The 19,458-nt window shown below is 62.1% G+C and carries 22 protein-coding genes; 14 read left to right on the top strand and 8 right to left on the bottom strand.

The annotated features are described in order from the left end of the window. Nucleotides 1–175 precede the first annotated feature (175 nt). The 7 genes from rpmH to AAC126_RS11215 all read left to right on the top strand — a co-directional run bounded on the left by rpmH (nucleotide 176) and on the right by AAC126_RS11215 (nucleotide 4,974). Nucleotides 176–310, top strand: coding sequence for a 50S ribosomal protein L34 (gene rpmH / locus AAC126_RS11245; protein WP_028467499.1), 135 nt, complete (start codon nucleotides 176–178; stop codon nucleotides 308–310). Between the two features lie 58 nt (nucleotides 311–368). Continuing rightward, on the top strand, nucleotides 369–746 hold the full coding sequence (gene rnpA / locus AAC126_RS11240) for a ribonuclease P protein component (RefSeq protein ID WP_339853365.1): 378 nt from the start codon (nucleotides 369–371) through the stop codon (nucleotides 744–746). Further along, entirely contained in the window at nucleotides 743–1,027 is a 285-nt protein-coding gene (yidD, locus tag AAC126_RS11235; protein ID WP_339853364.1) for a membrane protein insertion efficiency factor YidD, read from the top strand. The genes rnpA and yidD overlap by 4 nt, the downstream gene beginning before the upstream one ends. Beyond that, nucleotides 1,024–2,775 (top strand): membrane protein insertase YidC, encoded by a 1,752-nt coding sequence (gene yidC, locus AAC126_RS11230; protein WP_339853362.1) that lies wholly within the window; start codon nucleotides 1,024–1,026, stop codon nucleotides 2,773–2,775. Before yidD ends, yidC begins: the two co-directional genes overlap by 4 nt. Before the next feature lie 7 nt (nucleotides 2,776–2,782). Continuing rightward, nucleotides 2,783–3,418 carry a ribosome biogenesis GTP-binding protein YihA/YsxC gene (gene yihA, locus AAC126_RS11225; protein ID WP_339853360.1) on the top strand — a complete coding sequence of 212 codons (636 nt, stop codon included), beginning with the start codon at nucleotides 2,783–2,785 and terminating at the stop codon, nucleotides 3,416–3,418. 48 nt (nucleotides 3,419–3,466) lie between these two features. Beyond that, complete coding sequence (gene argB, locus AAC126_RS11220) at nucleotides 3,467–4,375, top strand: acetylglutamate kinase (protein ID WP_339853359.1); 909 nt, start codon at nucleotides 3,467–3,469, stop codon at nucleotides 4,373–4,375. A gap of 263 nt (nucleotides 4,376–4,638) precedes the next feature. Further along, entirely contained in the window at nucleotides 4,639–4,974 is a 336-nt protein-coding gene (locus AAC126_RS11215; protein ID WP_339853358.1) for a hypothetical protein, read from the top strand. A gap of 13 nt (nucleotides 4,975–4,987) precedes the next feature. Here AAC126_RS11215 and AAC126_RS11210 read toward each other — a convergent pair whose 3' ends face one another. Both AAC126_RS11210 and AAC126_RS11205 read right to left on the bottom strand, forming a co-directional pair. Continuing rightward, complete coding sequence (locus tag AAC126_RS11210; protein WP_339853356.1) at nucleotides 4,988–6,280, bottom strand: DUF2336 domain-containing protein; 1,293 nt, start codon at nucleotides 6,278–6,280, stop codon at nucleotides 4,988–4,990. Then, on the bottom strand, nucleotides 6,270–8,009 hold the full coding sequence (locus tag AAC126_RS11205; protein WP_339853354.1) for a diguanylate cyclase: 1,740 nt from the start codon (nucleotides 8,007–8,009) through the stop codon (nucleotides 6,270–6,272). The genes AAC126_RS11210 and AAC126_RS11205 overlap by 11 nt, the downstream gene beginning before the upstream one ends. Before the next feature lie 118 nt (nucleotides 8,010–8,127). Here AAC126_RS11205 and AAC126_RS11200 point away from each other — a divergent pair, with 118 nt between their 5' ends. Then, nucleotides 8,128–8,799 (top strand): pyrimidine 5'-nucleotidase, encoded by a 672-nt coding sequence (locus tag AAC126_RS11200; protein WP_339853352.1) that lies wholly within the window; start codon nucleotides 8,128–8,130, stop codon nucleotides 8,797–8,799. Nucleotides 8,800–8,802: 3 nt separating this feature from the next. Here AAC126_RS11200 and AAC126_RS11195 read toward each other — a convergent pair whose 3' ends face one another. Further along, on the bottom strand, nucleotides 8,803–10,005 hold the full coding sequence (locus AAC126_RS11195; protein WP_339853350.1) for a multidrug effflux MFS transporter: 1,203 nt from the start codon (nucleotides 10,003–10,005) through the stop codon (nucleotides 8,803–8,805). A gap of 183 nt (nucleotides 10,006–10,188) precedes the next feature. Continuing rightward, entirely contained in the window at nucleotides 10,189–11,106 is a 918-nt protein-coding gene (locus tag AAC126_RS11190) for a LysR substrate-binding domain-containing protein (protein WP_339853348.1), read from the bottom strand. Nucleotides 11,107–11,182: 76 nt separating this feature from the next. Between AAC126_RS11190 and AAC126_RS11185 the strand changes: the two genes are divergently transcribed. The 4 genes from AAC126_RS11185 to AAC126_RS11170 all read left to right on the top strand — a co-directional run bounded on the left by AAC126_RS11185 (nucleotide 11,183) and on the right by AAC126_RS11170 (nucleotide 14,640). Next, nucleotides 11,183–11,938 (top strand): SDR family oxidoreductase, encoded by a 756-nt coding sequence (locus AAC126_RS11185; protein ID WP_339853346.1) that lies wholly within the window; start codon nucleotides 11,183–11,185, stop codon nucleotides 11,936–11,938. Between the two features lie 92 nt (nucleotides 11,939–12,030). Then, nucleotides 12,031–12,891 (top strand): 2,3,4,5-tetrahydropyridine-2,6-dicarboxylate N-succinyltransferase, encoded by an 861-nt coding sequence (gene dapD / locus AAC126_RS11180; protein ID WP_339853344.1) that lies wholly within the window; start codon nucleotides 12,031–12,033, stop codon nucleotides 12,889–12,891. Between the two features lies 1 nt (nucleotide 12,892). Next, entirely contained in the window at nucleotides 12,893–14,056 is a 1,164-nt protein-coding gene (gene dapE, locus AAC126_RS11175) for a succinyl-diaminopimelate desuccinylase (protein ID WP_339853343.1), read from the top strand. Between the two features lie 5 nt (nucleotides 14,057–14,061). Then, nucleotides 14,062–14,640: a hypothetical protein gene (locus tag AAC126_RS11170; protein ID WP_339853341.1), complete on the top strand. Its 579-nt coding sequence runs from the start codon at nucleotides 14,062–14,064 to the stop codon at nucleotides 14,638–14,640. 6 nt (nucleotides 14,641–14,646) lie between these two features. On the opposite strand, the gene truA is transcribed toward AAC126_RS11170, so the two are convergent. Genes truA through def form a run of 3 tightly spaced genes read right to left on the bottom strand, consistent with a single transcriptional unit; the run spans nucleotide 14,647 to nucleotide 16,916 of the window. Beyond that, nucleotides 14,647–15,387: a tRNA pseudouridine(38-40) synthase TruA gene (gene truA, locus AAC126_RS11165; protein ID WP_339853339.1), complete on the bottom strand. Its 741-nt coding sequence runs from the start codon at nucleotides 15,385–15,387 to the stop codon at nucleotides 14,647–14,649. A gap of 3 nt (nucleotides 15,388–15,390) precedes the next feature. Next, nucleotides 15,391–16,356 (bottom strand): methionyl-tRNA formyltransferase, encoded by a 966-nt coding sequence (gene fmt / locus AAC126_RS11160; protein WP_339853338.1) that lies wholly within the window; start codon nucleotides 16,354–16,356, stop codon nucleotides 15,391–15,393. A gap of 32 nt (nucleotides 16,357–16,388) precedes the next feature. Beyond that, nucleotides 16,389–16,916, bottom strand: coding sequence for a peptide deformylase (gene def / locus AAC126_RS11155; RefSeq protein WP_339853336.1), 528 nt, complete (start codon nucleotides 16,914–16,916; stop codon nucleotides 16,389–16,391). 165 nt (nucleotides 16,917–17,081) lie between these two features. Here def and rmuC point away from each other — a divergent pair, with 165 nt between their 5' ends. Together rmuC and AAC126_RS11145 are read left to right on the top strand one after the other, a co-directional pair. Beyond that, nucleotides 17,082–18,266, top strand: coding sequence for a DNA recombination protein RmuC (rmuC, locus tag AAC126_RS11150; RefSeq protein ID WP_339853334.1), 1,185 nt, complete (start codon nucleotides 17,082–17,084; stop codon nucleotides 18,264–18,266). Next, entirely contained in the window at nucleotides 18,263–18,856 is a 594-nt protein-coding gene (locus tag AAC126_RS11145; protein WP_339853332.1) for a GNAT family protein, read from the top strand. The genes rmuC and AAC126_RS11145 overlap by 4 nt, the downstream gene beginning before the upstream one ends. Before the next feature lie 9 nt (nucleotides 18,857–18,865). On the opposite strand, the gene AAC126_RS11140 is transcribed toward AAC126_RS11145, so the two are convergent. After that, nucleotides 18,866–19,291, bottom strand: a complete 426-nt coding sequence (locus AAC126_RS11140; RefSeq protein WP_339853330.1) for a RidA family protein — start codon at nucleotides 19,289–19,291, stop codon at nucleotides 18,866–18,868. Between the last annotated feature and the right edge of the window lie 167 nt (nucleotides 19,292–19,458).

Genomic DNA, 19,458 nt, shown 5'->3' with positions numbered 1-19,458 from the left:
CCTGCCGGTCGAGGCACAACCAGTCACCTTGGCGTGAGGAAAAGCCGGGCTGGGGCGGGCGATTATTGCATTTCTGCGGCATACCGTGCGCACCTGCGTTGACTCGGGCAAGGCAAAACTATATACAGCCCGGCACTCGCGAGATTGCTATATTTTACGTCGACGGAGACTTCCCGTGAAACGCACCTATCAGCCCAGCGTCCTCGTACGCAAGCGCCGTCATGGCTTCCGGTCCCGCATGGCGACCGTTGGCGGCCGTCATGTCATTCGTAACCGGCGCTCCAAAGGCCGCAAGCGTCTGTCCGCCTAAAATGCTGCTGCCCGGCCAGACTGGCCGGGTCGCGTGCATTTCAGAAAGCTCTTTTGCCATGCGCAATCCGTCCTCAGGAACGTTGGAGCGCCTGCAAAAGCGCAGCCAGTTCCTCACGATTGCCCGGACCGGCCGTAAAGCCGTTACGCAGGGGATAGTCCTGCAGGCCCGTCCGCTTGAACCCGGTTATGAGACCGAGATCAAGGTCGGCTATACCGCCAGCCGCAAGGTTGGCGGGTCGGTCCAGCGCAACCGGGCAAGACGAAGGCTCAGAGCCGTGGTTCATGATGTATTGAACGCAATGGCCATACCGGGACATGAATTTGTCCTGATCGCCCGCGCGAATACTCTGACCCGTTCCTATGATGGTTTGCTTGCCGATCTCAAGCGTGCGCTTGGCAAGGTGAATGCCCTCAAGCAGGAGGTGCGGACGTGATTTCTTCCGCCGCGTCTCCGCTGGCCTGGCTTTTCCGCGGGCTGATTCTATTCTATCGCTACACGTTTTCTGCGTTTCTCGGGACTAACTGCCGTTTTGAGCCGAGCTGTTCGCGCTATGGTCTCGACGCTATTGAGCGTTACGGCGCCATTCGCGGTGGCTGGCTTACACTTAAACGGATTCTGCGCTGTCATCCCTGGGGCGGCTGTGGCTATGATCCCGTCCCCGAGCGGGATGGGGCCGCTTCCCAAATGCATCACAATTGTCGGGCCGAACAATGAACGAGCAAAAAAACCTGATTTTCGCCGTCGTGCTATCAGTGGCGATCCTGGTCGGGTTTCAGTTTTTCTATGAAGTTCCGAGGGTCGAGCAGGAGCAGGCTCGACAGGCCGAACTCCAGGCGTCCGGAGCAAGCGAGTCTTCCACGCCCTCGGCGTCGAACGTTCCGTCCGGCGCTCCGGTCGGAGGGTCTGTCCTGCCGGGCAGCACCAAGATGTCGGCCGAGGATGCTGCCAAGGCACGGCGGGAGATCGCGGCGGATCCGAAACGGATCAGGATCGATGCGCCAGGCATGCGCGGTACGATCTCGACCGTGGGCGCCCGCATCGACGATGCGATCCTGACCCACTATCGGGAAAGCCTCGACAAGGACAGCGACAACATTCACCTGCTGAAGCCGGTTGGCGCGCCTAAATCCTATTATGCCGAGTTTGGCTGGGTTCCCGAAGTCGAAGGCATCCCGGTGCCGAACGCAAAGACGGTGTGGACCGCTGACAGCGAGACGCTCAGCCCGAACCAGCCGGTTACCCTGACCTGGGACAATGGCGCGGGCCTTACTTTCGAGCGCACCTACGCCATCGACAACCAGTTCATGTTCTCCGTGACGCAGAAAGTGCGGAACACCGGCGGTGAGCCGGTGACGCTTTTCCCGTACGGCCTGATTTCCCGTGGCGGCACGCCGAAGACAGCGGGATTCTATATCCTGCATGAAGGTCCGCTCGGCGTCTTTGACGAGACCCTGAAGGAAGTTGATTACGACGATCTCCAGGAAGACGGGGATGTCGAGGTTTCGGCGACCGGCGGCTGGATCGGGATTACCGACAAATACTGGCTGGCCGCACTGGTGCCGGCCCAGGACGAAGCCATCAAATATCGCTTCATGCATACGATCCGGCAGCAGGATGACCGTTATCAGACGGATTATCTGGGCTCTGCCCGGGCGATCGCTGCCGGTGGCGTGGCCGAGTCCAAGGTGCATCTCTTCACCGGGGCGAAAGAGGTCAAGCTCCTCGACAAGTACGAAGAGGAATATAACGTCGCGAATTTCGATCTGGCCGTGGATTTCGGCTGGTTCTACTTCCTGACCAAGCCGTTCTTCTACGCGCTGTCCTGGCTGCATGGAGTGGTCGGGAATTTCGGCATCGCCATCCTGATCTTCACCGTCGCGGTCAAGGCGGTGTTCTTCCCGCTGGCGAACAAGTCGTACAAATCGATGGCGAAGATGCGCGAGCTGACGCCGAAGATGCAGACCCTGCGCGAGCAATATGCGGATGACAAGCAGCGCCTGAATCAGGAGATGATGGCGCTCTACAAGAAGGAGAAGGTCAATCCGGCCTCCGGTTGTCTGCCGATCATCATCCAGATTCCGGTCTTCTTCTCGCTCTACAAGGTGCTGTTCGTTTCCATCGAAATGCGCCATTCGCCATTCTTTGGCTGGATCCATGATCTCTCGGCGCCGGATCCGACCACGTTGTTCAACCTGTTCGGTCTGATCCCGTGGACTCCGCCGGCATTCATCCCGATGATCGGTGTCTGGCCGATCCTCATGGGCCTGACCATGTTCCTGCAGCAGAGGCTGAACCCGCAGCCGGCCGACCCGATCCAGGCCAAGGTGTTCATGTTCCTGCCGATCTTCTTTACCTTCCTGCTGGCGAATTTCCCGGCCGGTCTGGTGATCTACTGGGCCTGGAACAACCTGCTTTCGATTGCCCAGCAGCGGCTCATCATGTGGCGCATGGGCGTCAAGTAGGAGCGATATGACCGACGAGCTGACCCCGGAAGAACTGGAATCAGGACGGCACCTGTTTGCCCAGGAATGCGGTTTTGTCTGGGGCGCGGCGCGGCTTGACCAGTTGCCGGAAGCGACCATGCCGGAAATCGCCTTTGCCGGCCGTTCCAATGTCGGCAAGTCGAGCCTGGTGAACGCGCTGACCGGCCGAAAGACGCTGGCACGCACGTCAAACACGCCGGGCCGGACCCAGCAGCTCAACTTCTTCAATCTGGGCAACCGGTTGATGATCGTGGATCTGCCGGGCTACGGCTATGCCAAGGTCTCCAAGACCACGGTCGAGGCCTGGAACCGCACCCTGCGTCAGTTCCTGAAAGGCCGCACGGTGCTGCAGCGCGTGCTGCTGCTGGTGGATTCCCGCCACGGCCTCAAGGACACGGACCGCGAGATGATGGATATGCTGGATCAGGCGGCAGTGTCCTATCAGGTCGTTCTGACCAAGGTCGACAAACCTAAGAAACCTGAGCTGGATGCGATCGTGGCGGAGACGCAGGCGGAACTGCTCAAGCATGTCGCGGCGCATCCGGTCATCGTCTGCAGCAGTGCGGACAAGGGAACGGGTATAGCGGAGCTGAGAGCGGGGCTCGCCGCGCTGGCGGACTGATCAGCGTTGGGGCCGGCGCCGGGAACGGATAGCGTTGGGGGGAAGAACATGAGCGAATCGTCTTTGAATGAGTTGCGGCAGGAATGGCTTTCCAAGGCCGGTATTCTGACCGAGGCCTTGCCGTTCATGCGCCGATACAGCGGCAAGACGGTTGCCGTGAAGTTCGGCGGCCACGCAATGGGCGACGACGAGCTGTTCCAGTCCTTCGCTGCCGACATGGTGCTGATGAAGCAGGTCGGCATGAACCCGATTGTGGTGCATGGCGGTGGCCCGCAGATCGGCAAGATGCTGGAACGGCTGGCCATCAAGAGCGAATTCATCGATGGCCTGAGGGTCACTGACAGCGCCACGGTCGAGATCGTCGAAATGGTCCTGTCCGGCTCCATCAACAAAAGTATCGTCGCGGCTATCAATGCGGCCGGTGGCCGGGCCATAGGCATTTCCGGCAAGGACGGTAACCTGATCACCGCGCGCAAGCTGCAACGCACCAAGATCGATCCGGACAGCAATATCGAGAAGGTGCTCGATCTCGGCTTCGTCGGTGAGCCGGAGAGCGTGGATGTCAGCATCCTGAAAACATTTGCCGAAGGCGGATTGATCCCGGTGATCGCTCCTATCGGCTTTGGCGAGGATGGCGAGACCTACAATATCAACGCGGACACCTCCGCCGGTGCCATTGCCTCTGCATCGGACGCTGCCCGTTTCCTGCTGCTGACTGATGTGGCCGGCGTTCTGGACAAGAACGGCAACCTGATCCCGGAACTCAGTGTCGTCGAAGCCCGCAACCTGATCGAGGACGGGACCATTTCGGGCGGCATGATCCCGAAAATCGAAACCTGCATCGACGCGGTCGAGAACGGTGCCCGCGCGGCGGTTATTTTCGATGGCCGTGTGCCGCATGCCTGTCTGGTTGAACTCTTCACGCCGCATGGCGTCGGGACCATCATCCGCGGCTGATCCCGATCGGCGGAAGTCGTAAGAACCCGGCTTCCGCATGATCCGGCAAAATTATTCCAAGCCATTAAAATAGCAGATTTATTTTCGATATTATTCTTAACGAATAGTGTAAATCGGCGGGATTCCCGTTTGCGATTTGTCAACGATCCTTCTGTACAATCATAGCAATTGGAAGCCTCCGGGGCTTCTCCGAAAAGTGCCGCGGCAAGACGGATGTCGGGCCGGGCACTGGGATCGGCGTATTTCTCGGAAAGGATAATGCCGTGAGTGTAAGTCTGAAGAATTATGCGAAGCGCAGCATCGGCGCCGCCGCCATTGTTGCCGGAATTGTTTCTTTCGTGGCACCGGCCAGTGCAATTGACCCGCGGCTTTGCACACAGCACGGAGACCTGGTTAACCAGCTCGGAAAGAAATACGGCGAGGCGGTTTCCGCTTCCGGATTCGACGGAGCGGGAAACTTTGTGCAGATCTTCAGCTCCAAGACCGGAAGCTGGACGATCGCCATTTCCACACCGGGCGGACAGACCTGCGTGATTTCCGCCGGTAACGACTGGCAGAAAGAAGAGAACGAGCCGGCGCGGCCCGAGGTGGCGTCCTGATAGACGCCCCCGGTTAGGTGTCTTCTTCCGTCTCTTCGGTTTCTTCGCTCACCAGCTCGATCTGCCAGGAAAGCTGGTCATCGCTGAGAGGGAAGCCGCCCTCATCGGTTGGCTTGAGAGCCTTTTCCGGCGGGATGTTGGCGAGACGAAGCTGAAGCTGCACGGCGAAATCCATGCTGTATCCGGCTTTCCACACCAGCGCGATCACGGCCTTCGGATTGATCGACGAGGCAAGGCTGTGCACGGCATCTTCCGAAAGGCCGGTGATCAGCTCGAACGCGGCCAGCACGAAGGGGCGTTTCCCTTCGCTGACCGCATCGCGCACCGCCTCTTCGGACAAGGTTCCGTTTTCATACATCTGCCGGGCCCGCTCGCGCCCGGTGACGATACCGTCGCCTTCTGCCAGGGCGGGGTTTTCCGCCAGCCGTTTCTCAATCTCGGCGGCCAGGTGAGCCGAGGTTTCCGCGCCGAGATCCGCGCGTTTGCTGAGTTCGGCGACCAGTGCGTAGCCGACGAACCTGGCCAGACTCAAAGCATGGCGGCCGAGCAGTTTCGGCCGTGTCACCAGCGGCCTGTGCAGCACGGGCTTGTCCGGCGCGCCCTCGATCAACTCATCCAGTGTTTCTTCCCGGATCTGTGCGGACTTGTTGCCAAGAAGATCGGCGATGGCGGCATCGTCCTTTGCCGAAATGACCGCATCCGACACCCGCTCCGACACGGCCTGGCGGCGTGAGATGGCGGACAGAGCACCGGCCACGGGCTCGTTCCGGATGATCTCGACAAGCAACTCGTCCGACAGCAGCGGAGAATGTTCCAGGATCGGTCCGGAGACCGAAAGGGCGGTGTCCCGGGCCAGCACTGCGATGACGCGGGTGATCAGCTCCGGCGGGACATCCGGCAAATCCTTTATCGCGTCCGCCAGTACAGACCGGACACGCTCGACCTGATCCTGTGCCAGTGTCTCCAGAACCTCGACGGTCAGCTTGCGGATACTGTCCCGCCGCTCCGAGCTCAGGTTCGGGGCAATCGCCGCGACCTTGCGGGCAACGATGGAGCGGACATCGTCGCTCTCGTCCTTTGCCAGAAACTGGTCGGCATGGCGCGGTGTTGCCGTGTTGGCGGCGACCGCTTGGCGGATCTCGCTATTGTCGTCTTCGGCCAGGAAGAACAGGATCTCGGGCGGCGTCAGATGGTCTTCCGCAAGACGCCGGCGCTCCGCCAGATCCTGGCTCGCGGCGACGCTCTTCGCTTTCTCGTAAACGGCTTTTTCGGTGTCGCTCATCCGCCGCTTCGGTTCAGTGGCCATCACTGCGGTCTCCGCTGTCTTCCGGGTCTTTTGCAAAAGCGTAGGCGTTCTTGCCGCCATGCTTGATCTCATACATCGCTTCGTCGGCGCGGGCGACCAGGCTTTCGGCATTCTCGGAGGGTGCATAGGGCTGCCCGCCGATACAGGCGATACCGATCGACATGCCGACCTTGCGGGTCTCGTCCACGGCATATCTTGCCAGGGTCGTGGCGGCCTTGAGGAGTTCCTCGGCCTTGGTGCGGGCGGCCTCCCGGCCGGCGCCGTCGAACCAGATCACGAATTCGTCGCCGCCGAGCCGGGCCGGCATATCCTGTTTCCCGGCTGCGTCATGCAGCATCGCGGCAACGTCGAGCAGCACCTTGTCGCCCATCTGATGGCCGAGATTGTCGTTCACCAGCTTGAAGTTATCCAGATCGACATAGATCAGCGCACCGCCTTCTCCGGCTTTCGCCAGACGGTCGTCAAGGCGCTGCTGGAAAGTGCGCCGGTTCAGCAGTTTGGTCAGCGGGTCCGTTGTCGACAGCAGTTCCAGATTCTCATGGGAGGCGACCTGCTCGATGGCGATGCCGATCTGGTTCGAGACCTCTTTCATCAGGTCGCTGTCATCCTCGTTCCAGGCGCCGCCGATAGTGTCCCGCCAGAGGATCACCGCGCCGTTCGCTTTCTGGTGATAGCCGGTCGGGTAGGCGAGGATATTCACGCCTTCCGCATCGGTCAGCGTGGCCGGGGCCAGGGTTTCGGCCCCGGAGGTGAGCAGATCGGCGAGAAACGCCTCGGGGGCGTCGCCGAGTTCGGCCGCCAGCATTAGGCCGCCCGCGTCATTCCTGCGGCAGATCACGCAGCCGTCCGAGGCGAGGGAGCGGGCAATCGCGCGGGCGGCGGAGGCCAGCATGGCTTTCGGATCCAGCTCGTCGCGGATGGTTCGCACGATATAGGCCATCAGCCGCTCGCGATTGCGGGCCTTCGCCAGCGCCGCGTCGCGCCGCCGAGCCTCGGACACGTCCCGGCAGACGCCACGGGCGCCGAGCCAGCTTCCGTCTTCGCTATGCAGGGGAGCGGCGGAGGCTTCCAGTTCGGCGATGCTGCCATCCGCCCGGCGGAAGCGGAATTCGATGCCGGTGGAAGGCTCCCGCGCATTAAAGGGCGTCACTGTCTGAATGCCATCGATCTTGCTGACGAAATCGTCGGCGGCATGCCCAACCAGCTCGTCCGGCTCATAGCCTAGCGCGCCCGCGGTGGAGACGAAGACGAACGTGCCGCGGGCATCGGTTTCCCAGGCGAAGTCGCTGGAGATTTCAACCAGGTCCTTGTAGCGCTGGCGGGATTCGACGAGGGCGTTGCGCAGGTTCTGGTCGAGCGAGATATCCCGGCCCAGCAGCAGCACATGCGCGCCATCATCGACCGGCAGGGCGGTGATATCGGTCGTGCGTCCCGCTTCCTCGTCCAGGATTTTCATGTTCTGCGGCCGGCCGCCGCTGGAGAGGGTGGCGCTGACCAGGGCGATTACCGAAAGGGCACTGCCGGACATGATCCCGTGCACCAGGGACATGGCCGCGGGATTTGCCGCGATGATCTTCTTTTCCCGATCCAGCAGCAGAACCGGCCCCGGATACTGAAAGAGCGGTGCGCCATCTTCCAGCAAGTGCAGGATTTGACCCAGATCAGCTCCCGCAAACGCGCCCGGGTCCTGATTTTCCATCGCGCCGGTACTGTTCTCTTGTTGTGTCACGTCGCGTTTCCCTCGCCGATCCCCATACCAGGCTGTAACGATTGTCACGCTTGCCCGCGTCGGCCTGAGCGGCCACTTTAGGGCGATGAAAGAAAACAATCAGCTAAAAGACAAGCTAATGCTGGACGCGAAGACGGTTGATACCTGGATCTTTGATCTCGACAACACTCTCTATCCCGCCGGAAGCAACATATTTGCCCGGGTTTCCACCCGGATAACGGAGTATGTCCAGACCCGTTTCTCACTTGAACACGAGCCAGCCCGCGCCTTGCAGAAGGACATGTTCCGGCGTTACGGGACGACTCTGAACGGCCTGATGGTGGAGCATGGCATTGATGGAGAGGAATATCTCCATTTCGTTCATGACATTGATGTCGCGGATATCGCGCCGGACCACGCGCTTGAGGCGGCCATCAGCCGGTTGCCGGGGCGGAAAATCATCTACACCAACGGCTCGGTTCCCCATGCGCGGCGGATCATGGGGCGGATCGGCGTCGACCATCATTTCGAGGATGTGTTCGATATCGTCGCGGCCGGGTACGTGCCGAAACCGAACCCGGACCCCTACAATGCGCTGGTTTCCCGCTACGGGCTCGATCCCGCGCGGTGCGTGATGGTCGAGGATATGGCCCGTAATCTGGAGCCCGCCGCCGCGCTTGGCATGGCAACGGTCTGGCTTTCCGGCACGCTCGACTGGGCGAAGGAAGGGGCGGAAGAACCCTATGTCCATCATGTCGCCGAAGATCTGACGGCCTGGCTGAACGGGCTCTCCGTACCGCAATCGGCCTGAGAACTACGCTCCGGTGCTTTCCGGCCGGATATGCTCAAGGCGGCGCGCCACCAATGCCGCCGCAAGAGCGACCAGCGCCGACCCGAGCATCACGAGAAGAAGCGCGTAGCGGGCGTTCTCTGCCGTGAGCACTGCGCTGGCGATCGATGCCATGGTGGCGCCGCCCGCCACGGTGATGGCGCTCGCGAGGCCGGCCGCGCTGCCGGTGAGCTTCGGATGCACCGAGATCGCGCCGGCATTCGCGCTCGGAATGGTCAGGCCGTTTGACACGCCGACCAGCATGCAGGGGCCGAACAGCGCCATGACGTGATCGACCTGTACGGCATAGAGCAGCAGTCCAAGAAGAATACCCATGCAGGCGAGCGTTCGCCCGGCGAGCATCATGGTCGTTAGCGGAACCCTCCCGGCGAAACGCCCGGAGAGAAAGCTTCCGAACATGAAGCCTGCGGTGATCGACCCCATGCCGAGGCCGAGCATCACGGGCGAGAGACCGAAGGCTGAACCGGCGGCGAGCGGTGCCCCGGCGAGGAAGGCGAAAAAGGCGCCGACCGAGAAGGCCATGCACAGCGCATAGGACCAGAACCGCCCGGAAGCGATGAGCGCCGGGTAGGCGCGGAATTGTGCGCCGATGGAGCCCGAGCGGGAGTGGTTCGTTTCCCGAAGATCCACCCAGCAGAGGGCAAAGACGGCAAGCCCGAAGGCCTCAAGGAACCAGAAGCTTGCCCGCCATCCGAATGCCTCGTCGAGCAATCCGCCCAGGCTTGGGCCGAGCATGGGCGCCACGGCCCAGGACATCGCGAGATATCCGATCCGGCTCGCCGCCTCCTCCTTGCCGGTCGTATCCCGGATAACGGCGAGGGCCACGGCATAGGTCGGTGCGATCACGGCCTGGAGTAACCGGCATCCCAGGAAGGTCCAGATATCCGGCGCGAAAATGCATCCCGCCGTGGCGGCCATGAAGAGTGCGAGGCCGGAAAGGATGACCGGCCGGCGTCCGAACCTGTCGGACAGGGGCCCGAGAACGATCTGCAGGATGGCGGACGCGGCCGCATAGGCCGCCAGCGAGAGGCCGATCACACTGTATTCCACACCGAATTCGGCCGCCATATTGGTCAGCGACGGGAGGAATATGTTGATGGGAAGGATGCAGAGAGCCGAAAGCAGGATCAGCGTGGACAGGCGCGGTCCGTTGTGAGGGTTTGGCATGGCGGGTATCTCTGGCACGTTCGGAGGGAGAGGGCTTTGGTCATGAAAAAGGCCCCGTGAGGGGCCTGCCTACCGCGCATGGGTGCTTTCGCCCGGCGGCTATGCCACCTTGCCCATGCGCCTTCCGACCACGACAATTTCCCGGATCATGTTCATGGCGCGACAGCTTAACGAGGAATGGCGCTAGGTCAATGTCCGCCTCACCGCTTCCAGAAAACCATGCAGGGCCTCGCGGTTATTGTGGCGTGACCAGGCGAGCCAGAGGGCAATTTCCGGCGCTGGTGTTCCCCGAGGCATTTCTATGGGCCGGATGGTGACGCCCGAATAGCCGGTTTCAAGCCTGCTTTTTGGCACGATGGAGACACCGAGGCCACCGGCGACCAGCGCCATGACCGTCGGAATCTCACGGACCACCTGAATGATGTTCGGCTCGAACCCCCTGGCCATGGTCAATGCGCTGATCCGGCCATGAAGACCGTTTGCATTGTCCGTGGGGGTCCCGATGAACGGCTCTTCGCGGAACGCGTCTATCGGGACAGCGGGCAATGTGCTCAGACGGTGATCGTCCGGCAAGACGGCGACGAGGGGCTGTTTTGCGACGACCAGATGCTCCAGATCCTCGGGACAGGCGACTGGCGGCCGTATCAATCCCGCATCGATGTGCTGCTCCCGGATCAGGGCAAGCTGCTCGGCGGTCGTTGCTTCGCGCAGATCGATGGCCAGACCGGGCCGCTCTCTCCTGAGGGCACGCAGGACTTCCGACAGAATGCTGCAGGATGGAAGCACTCCCAGCCGGACCTCCCCTTCTTCGCCCGCCGCGATCTTTCGGGCGCGGGTTATCGCAAGGTCCAGTTTTTCCCTGATCTGTTCGACCTCGGCGAGGAAGGCGGTGCCCGCATCGGTCAGGGAAACCGGCCGATTCTTACGGTCGAACAACTTGATGCCAAGCGAGGTTTCAAGGTTTTGAATGGCCATGCTCAGCGGCGGCTGGGTCATGTTCAACCGCTTGGCCGCGCGCCCGAAATGCAGCTCGTCTGCGACGATGGCGAACTGGTGAAGCTGGCGGAGGCTGATGTTCAGTCTAAGAAATATATCAAACATATCTAAATCATATATTGGATGAATTGATTTTCGAACGTCAAAAAGAGCGCGCCTCGATTCACAGGAGAACGCGATCATGAAAATCGATTTCCCGAAAGAACTTGCGATTGTTACCGGTGCCGGAACCGGTATTGGAGCGGCGGTCGCCGAGCGGCTGGCCGGGCAGGGCGCGGTTCTCTGTATCGGCCGCACTCTTTCAAAGCTGGAAAGTCTGGCGGAGAAGGTTGGACCGTCATTGATGCCTTATGCTCTGGATGTTGCGGATCGGGCATCGCTTGACCGGCTTGCAGGTGACCTGAAAAGCAGCGGGACGTCAGTAACCGCGCTGATCAACAATGCGGGTATCGCCCGGAACGGGGCCTCGGACCTTGAGCGGGAACAGCTTTGGGCGAACTGGGACGAGGTTCTGGCGACCAATCTGACCGGCGCTTTCCAGATATCCATGGCCGTCGCGCCATTCCTGAAGAGACCCGGCGGACGCATCGTCAATATCGGCTCTATCGCCGCCTATACCGGCGGCCGAAGTCAGGGATCGGCGATCTACGCCGCGAGCAAGGCCGGGTTGAACGGCCTTACGGTAGGACTGGCGCGGGAATTTTCGGGCGGTGGGGTCACGGTGAACGGCATTGCTCCGGGTCTTGTCGGCGGGACGGAATTCACCGCCGCATGGGACCCGGCCCGTATCGAGGACTATGTGAAGGATGTTCCTGCCGGCCGTCCGGGCCGTGCGGACGAGATCGCCGCGACCGTGGCGTTTCTCTGCAGTGCGGACGCCGGATATATCACGGGTCAGGTCATTCACCAGAATGGCGGTGCCTACTTCGCGCCATAATGCCAAAAAAGCAACGTTGTACAGATTGACAGAAATCGGCCCTGTGCCCATGTTGCGCCTCGAATTTCATGCAGGTTATGGGGTGTGGGGCTATGAGCGCGAGCCAACTCGAAACAGTGATCAATGCGGCCTGGGATGACCGGGACAATGTCGGTCTGGAAACCAAGGGCGAGATCCGCGACGCGGTCGAGCAGTCCCTGGCAGGTCTTGATGATGGCAGCATCCGGACAGCCCAGCCCCTCGGCGATCATAAATGGCAGGTGAATGAGTGGGCGAAGAAGGCGGTGTTGCTGTCCTTCCGCCTGAACGACATGGATATCATCCCGGGCGGTCCGGTCGATGGCGATCACGGCCCGTCCGTCTGGTGGGACAAGGTGCCGTCCAAGTTCTCCGGCTGGGGCGCCAATCATTTTCGTTCCGCCGGTTTCCGCGCGGTGCCGAACTGCGTTGTCCGCCGTTCCGCCTTCATCGCCAAGGGCGTCGTGCTGATGCCGAGCTTCGTCAATCTGGGCGCCTATGTGGACGAGGGCACCATGGTCGATACCTGGGCCACGGTCGGCTCCTGCGCGCAGATCGGCAAGAACGTGCATCTGTCCGGCGGCGTCGGTATCGGCGGCGTGCTGGAGCCGCTGCAGGCCTCTCCGGTGATCATCGAGGACAATTGCTTCATCGGTGCCCGTTCCGAGGTTGTCGAGGGTGTGATCGTCGAGGAGGGCGCGGTGCTCTCCATGGGCGTCTTCCTTTCCAAGACCACCAAGATCATCGACCGCGATACCGGCGAGATCTTTGTCGGCCGGGTTCCGTCCTATTCCGTCGTCGTGCCGGGCTCCCTGCCGGGCAAGCCGCTGCCGGATGGCACGCCGGGCCCGAGCCTGTCCTGTGCCGTGATCGTCAAGCGCGTCGATGCGCAGACCCGCTCCAAGACCTCGATCAACGACCTGCTGCGGGATTGATGTGACCACACAGATCGATCCGGTCCGGCTGACCCAGGACCTTGTCCGCTGCGAGAGCGTGACGCCTGTTGAAGGCGGCGCGCTTGCGCTTCTCGAAAAGGAACTGACGGCGCACGGCTTCACCTGCCGTCGGCTTTCCTTCTCGGCCGAGGGCACGCCGGATGTCGAAAACCTCTATGCCCGGATCGGCACCTCGGCGCCGAATATCTGCTTTGCTGGGCACACCGATGTGGTGCCGCCGGGCGATGCGGCCGACTGGATTGCTCCGCCTTTCTCCGGAGAGATCCGGGAGGGCCGTCTTTATGGCCGTGGCAGCTCCGACATGAAATCCGGCGTTGCCTGCTTCGCGGCGGCGGCGGCCCGTTATGTCGGCAAGCACGGCGCTGATTTCGGCGGTTCGATCTCCTTCCTGATCACGGGGGACGAGGAGGGACCGGCTATCAACGGCACCGTGAAGGTGCTGGACTGGATGGCGGAGGAGGGCGAGACCATCGATGCCTGCATCGTCGGCGAGCCGACCAATCCGGAATTCCTCGGCCAGATGATGAAAATCGGCCGGCGCGGCAGCTTCACCGGATATCTGACGGTGCACGGCACGCAGGGCCACACCGCCTATCCGCATCTGGCGGACAACCCGATCCACCGTCTCGTGAAGATGCTGGAGCCGCTGACGGAAGGTGTGCTGGACGAGGGCACGGAGCATTTCCAGCCGACCACTGTGGCCATCGCCACGGTGGATACCGGCAACCCGGCGACCAATGTGATCCCGGCGAAAACGAACGCCACTTTCAATGTCCGCTTCAACGACCTGCACACAGCGGAGAGCCTCGAGGCGAAATTCCGTGCGATGTTCGATGTGGTTGGCGGGCGTTACGATCTCCGCATTGAATGCACCTCGAACGCCTTCGTCACCGAGCCCGGCCCGCTCAGCGATGCGGTTGCGGCGGCTGTGAAAGAGGTGACCGGCAAGGAGCCGGAACTGAGCACCTCCGGCGGCACCTCCGATGCCCGTTTCATCCGCAAATTCTGTCCGGTGGTCGAGTTCGGCATTGTCGGCCAGACCATGCACAAGACGGACGAGCATGTGATGGTCTCCGATATCGAGGCGCTGACTGCGATCTACGAAAGCGCGCTGGAAAAGTTCTTCGACGCGGCGCGGGGCTGACCCGGATGGCCGTGCCGGGCCCTGCCGAAATCTTCCGCGCGGTCTATGGGTGCTGGTGCCTGGCGCTCGGGCGGCCGGGTGCCATTGATCTGTTCGATCGCAGCGAGACCGGTTTTTACCGGTCTTTCTTCGTCGCCGTTCTCGTTCTTCCGGCTTTCGTGTTGTCCGACGTGATCAACGGTGCGGCGACCTGGCTCGACGGTGGCGTGCTTGACTGGGTCAGCTACGCCCTGCGCTACGCGATCTACTGGCTGGTCTTCCCGGTGGCCGCCTGCATCATTGCCGAGAAAATCGGTGTGCTCGACCGGATTCTGGACCTTCTGGTGCCCTATAACTGGGTAACCCTGCCGTTCGGGTATCTGTTCTGCGTGCTCACCATGATCGGTGCCGGGGAGGGCCCGGTCGCGGATCTTGCCGGAACCCTGCGTCTGTTTGCCTGGCTTGGCCTGCTGTTCCTGATGTTTCGCTGGGCCCGCACGTTGCTCGGTGTCTCGGCACTGATGGCCTTCGGTTTCGTGCTGGCGGACGAGCTGTTCTCGACCCTCGCCTATCTGTTGCTGGAAAGCATCGCGGTCAGCATGTAACTGACCTTAATACCCCACCGATACCAGATAGAGCCCGTCCGGCGGTGCCGTCGGCCCGCCTGCGGCCCGGTCTTTCGCCGCCAGAGCCTTTTCCACGCTCCGCCGCGTCCATTTGCCCTCGCCGACCAGCTTCAGGGTGCCCGTGATGTTGCGGATCTGGTGATGCAGGAAGGAGCGGGCATGGGCGTTCAGGTGGATCTCTTCGCCGACCCGGCTGACCGTCAGCATGTCGAGGGTCTTCTCCGGTGACTGCGCCTGACAGTGCTTTGCCCGGAAGGTGGTGAAGTCGTGCTTGCCGATCAGCGCCTGTGCCGCGTCATGCATGGCGGCGGCATCCAGCTCCTGCGGCACATGCCAGACACGGCCGTGATCGAGGGCCGCCGGTGCGGGCCGGTTCAGGATGCGGTAAAGGTAGGATCGCTTGATAGCGGAAAAGCGGGAGTGGAAATCCGGCTCCGCTTCCATTGCGTGGCGGATGACGATGGGCGCGGGCTTCAGATGGAAATTCACCGCCTTCATCACCGTCGCGGCACTGAACCGGTCCGATTCCAGATCGAAATGGGCGACCTGCGCGAGCGCATGCACGCCCGCATCGGTGCGCCCCGCGCCGACAACCTCGGCATCTTCTCCAGAGAAAGCCTTTACGGCCTGTTCCAGCGCCTGCTGGATCGACGGCCCGTTGGCCTGACGCTGCCAGCCGGAAAGACCGCCGCCGTCATATTCGATCGTGATCCTGAAGCGGGGCATGGCTCAGCCTAACCTGGTGCCGGGCGTCAGCCCGTCATAGCCGCGCAGCAGGTCGGCGGTATTCATCGGCGCCTTGCCGGGCCGCTGCAGGCGGGTGATGCGCAGGGCGTCCCGTGCGCAGGAAACGGTCAGCTCCCCGTCCAGCACCGTTCCGGGATCGTTGCCCAGCGTCCCGAGTTCCAGAACTTCGGCGGCGAAAACCTTGAAGCGGGCACCGTCGAGCTCGAACCATGCACCGGGCCATGGCGCGAGGCCACGGACGGTCCGTTCAAGCGTGGCGGCATCTTGCGTGAAGTCGAGATGGCCGGTCTCGCGGGTCAGCTTCTCGGCGTAGGTGACGCCTTCATCCGGCTGCGGTGTTGCTTCCAGATAGCCTTCCGCCAGTCCGGCCAGCGCCGGGACGATCAGCTTGGCGCCGAGAGCCGAAAGTGCGTCATGCAGGGTCTCGCCGGTGGTCTTCGCCGTGATCTCCACGCGTTCGGCCAGCAGCATGGCACCGGTATCGAGGCCCTCGTCCATCGCCATGATGGTGACGCCGGTTTCCGTGTCACCGGCGAGGATCGCCCGCTGGATCGGTGCCGCGCCGCGCCAGCGCGGCAGCAGGGAGGCATGCACGTTGACGCAGCCGAGGCGCGGCGCGTCGAGGATTTCCTTCGGCAGGATCAGGCCATAGGCGACGACCACGGCCGCGTCGAGCTTAAGGTCCCGGAAGGCCTGGTGTTCATCCTGATTTTTCAGCGAGAGCGGGGTGAAGACGGGGATGCCGTGGCCTTCCGCCGCCTCATGCACGGGGGATTTCCGCTCTTTCTTGCCGCGTCCGGCGGGGCGGGGCGGCTGGCTGTAGACGGCGGCGATCTCGTGTCCGGCGGCAATGAGGGCTTCCAGAACGGGCACGGAGAAGTCGGGTGTGCCCATGAAGGCAAGCCGGAGCTTTGTTCCGGCGGCGGGAAGCGGGGCGGACCCGGTCATGTTCTATCCGTTCTGAGGCAGGTGAGGCCGGCTCACGCCGCCTCGTCTTCTTCGCGCTGTTTCTTCGCCTTGATCATCTTTTTCAGGATCATGTTCCGCTTCAGGGCGGAGATATGATCGACGAACAGCACGCCGTTCAGATGGTCGATCTCGTGCTGCAGGCAGGTTGCCAGCAAGCCATCCGCATCCATCCGCTGTTCCGCGCCGGTCTCGTCGAGGAACTGGACCGTGACCTGGGCCGGGCGCGTGACTTCGCCATAATGGCCGGGCAGGGAGAGGCAGCCTTCCTCGTAGGTGTTCAGCTCTTCGGAAGACCAGACGATCTCCGGGTTGATCACCTTGAGCGGCCGGTTTTCCTCGTCATCGCGCGAGATATCTACCACGAGCAGCCGCTTGGTCAGGCCGATCTGCGGCGCCGCCAGCCCGATGCCGGGTGCGGCATACATGGTCTCCAGCATGTCGTCGAGAATCTGGCGGATGTCGCCGTCGATCTCCGTCACGGGAGTGCAATTGGTTTTCAGGACCCGGTCGGGTGCCCAGACGATGTCACGCGTGCTCATGCGAAGTATGTCAAATCTGTTGCTAGCCGCCACTGAGGTAGGGGATCGGCCCACGGAGGTCAAGCATTGCGGGCCGTCCGGAAGCCCCATATTCGGGTGGTGGACGTGGTAGAATGATGATTCGCCGATGTGGCGTGCAAGACCGGGTGGAATGAAGGTGCCGACATGGATGGACTGACGCTTGTTCTGGTGGCTGTGGCCGTGGGAGCCGTGGCGCTGGCTGCGATCGCTCTGCTGAAGGGCCGGGGCACCGATCCGTTGCTCGCGGCGGCGCTGGAGGAAGCGGCGCGGCGTCAGGCCGAGCAGGCGGAACGCGCGGCGGCGGCGCAGGCCGAACTCGCGGGACGGGTAACGCAGCTTTCCGAGAACCATGCCGCAGCACAGGCCCGGATCGCCGAGCTGATGCAGGTTCAGGAGCGCGAGGTGACCAAGCGGCTGGACGAGCGGCTGGCCGATGTTTCGAAGAGGGTCGGCGAGAGCCTGGAGAAATCCAGCACCAAGGCGCAGACCAGCCTTTCGGAATTGCAGCAGCGCCTCGCCATTATCGACACGGCGCAGAAGAACATCACCGAGCTTTCGACCCAGGTGGTCGGCCTGCAGGACATTCTCTCCAACAAGCAGGCGCGCGGGGCCTTCGGGGAAATCCAGCTCAATGATCTGGTCAGCTCGATCCTGCCGCCGAACGCTTACCGCTTCCAGGTGCAGATCGGCGACAACCGCCGGGTCGATTGCCTGATCGACCTGCCGAACCCGCCGGGCTCCATCGCCATCGACGCGAAATTTCCGCTGGAGAGCTATCACGCGCTGAGCCGGGCGACGAACGATGCCGAGCGGGAGGCCGCGCGCAAGCAGATGGCCGTGGCGATCCTGAAACATGTGAAGGATATCTCGTCGCGCTACATCGTGCCGGGGGAGACGGCGGAATCCGCGCTGATGTTCCTGCCGTCGGAAGCGATCTATGCCGAACTGCACGCCAACCTGCCCAATGTCGTCGAGCAATCCTGGAAAGAGCGGGTCTGGATCGTCTCGCCGACCACATTGATGGCGACACTGAACACGGTCCGGGCGGTACTGAAAGACGCGCGGATGCGCGAGCAGGCACATGTCATTCAGGCCGAAGTCCGGATCATGCTGAACGATGTCGGGCGGCTGGATGACCGGGTGGGCAAGCTGGAAACCCATTTCCATCAGGCCGAGAAGGATATCCGCGATATCCGGATCTCGACCGGCAAGGTGATGAAGCGCGGCGAGCGGATCGAGGAGATCGAGCTCGGCACGCTCGAGGGCTCCGGCGACGCCGCGGAGGATCTTCTGGGCAAGGTCGATGCCCTGCCGCTTGAGAGGGAATGATGCGGCCGGGTGTTCTGAAAAACCGGACGGTTGATCTGCCGGTCCTGACGGAGCGGCTGTGTCTCCGGGCCTACCGGGACGACGATCTGGAGGATCTTTTCCGGCTACGCTCCAACCCCGACGTGGTGGAATTTCTCTACGGTGAGCCGATGACCCGGGAAGAGGCACCGGCCGCGCTTGCCCGTCATATGACCGCCCCGCTGTTCGACGCGGATGGAGACGAGCTGAAACTGGCGGTGGAACGGAAGTCGGACGGCGCCTATCTGGGCAACCTAAAACTGCAGATCCTCAGTATCGAGTATCTGCAGGGCGAGATCGGCTATGTCTTCGATCCCCGGTATCATGGCAAGGGCTATGCCCGGGAAGCGGCCATGGCGGCGCTCGATCTTGGCTTCCGGCATTTCGGGATGCATCGGATCAGCGCGCATTGCGATGTCCGCAATACGGCATCCTGGCGGCTGATGCAGAAGCTCGGGATGCGGCGGGAAGCCCATTTCCGCGAGAGCGAATTCTTCAAGGGGGCCTGGGCCGAAGATTTCATCTACGCCATTCTCGCCCGGGAATGGACCGGTATTCCGGAGGCTGAATAGCTAAGAAGCTCAGGCAGGCGCCTGAAATCGCTCCTCCGGAATGACCGCGATGACAGCTAGCTCCACCAGCAGGCCCGGGTCCACCAGGCCTGCGACCTTGACGCCGGTTGTGGCAGGTCCGTGCGCTTTCGGGAAACGGCGCATACGGACATTCTGGATCGCCGGAAGATCTTCATCCCGAACGTAATAAAGTGTGGTCGAGACAATATCGGAAAGCTGGCCGCCGAGGGCCGACAGAACGATCTCGATATTATCGATCGCCACACCGGTTTGAACTTTCGGATCGCCCGGCCCGACAATCTCACCATCCGCATTCCATGACACTTGTCCGGTCAGATGTACCCTTCTCCCGAGCGGCTCTACCACCGCCTGAGAAAAGGGGAAATCGTCATCGGACCAGACTTCTGGCGGTGAGATGCGGATGGGGCCGGTCATCGTCGCTCAGTTATCTGATCTGACTTTTTCGAGGAATGTTGTGACTTCGCGGTTGAGGGACTGAGCCTGCCCTGCGACACCCTTTGCGGCACTGAGGACCTGATCGGCGGCGGTGCCGGCCTCTCCGGCGACTGTCATCATGCCGTTCATGGTGGCGCTGACCTGGC

This window comes from uncultured Nisaea sp., assembly GCF_963974195.1.
GTDB lineage: Bacteria > Pseudomonadota > Alphaproteobacteria > Thalassobaculales > Thalassobaculaceae > Nisaea.
Note: the sequence above shows the minus strand (reverse complement) of the source record. Positions and strands in the feature narration are given on the sequence as shown.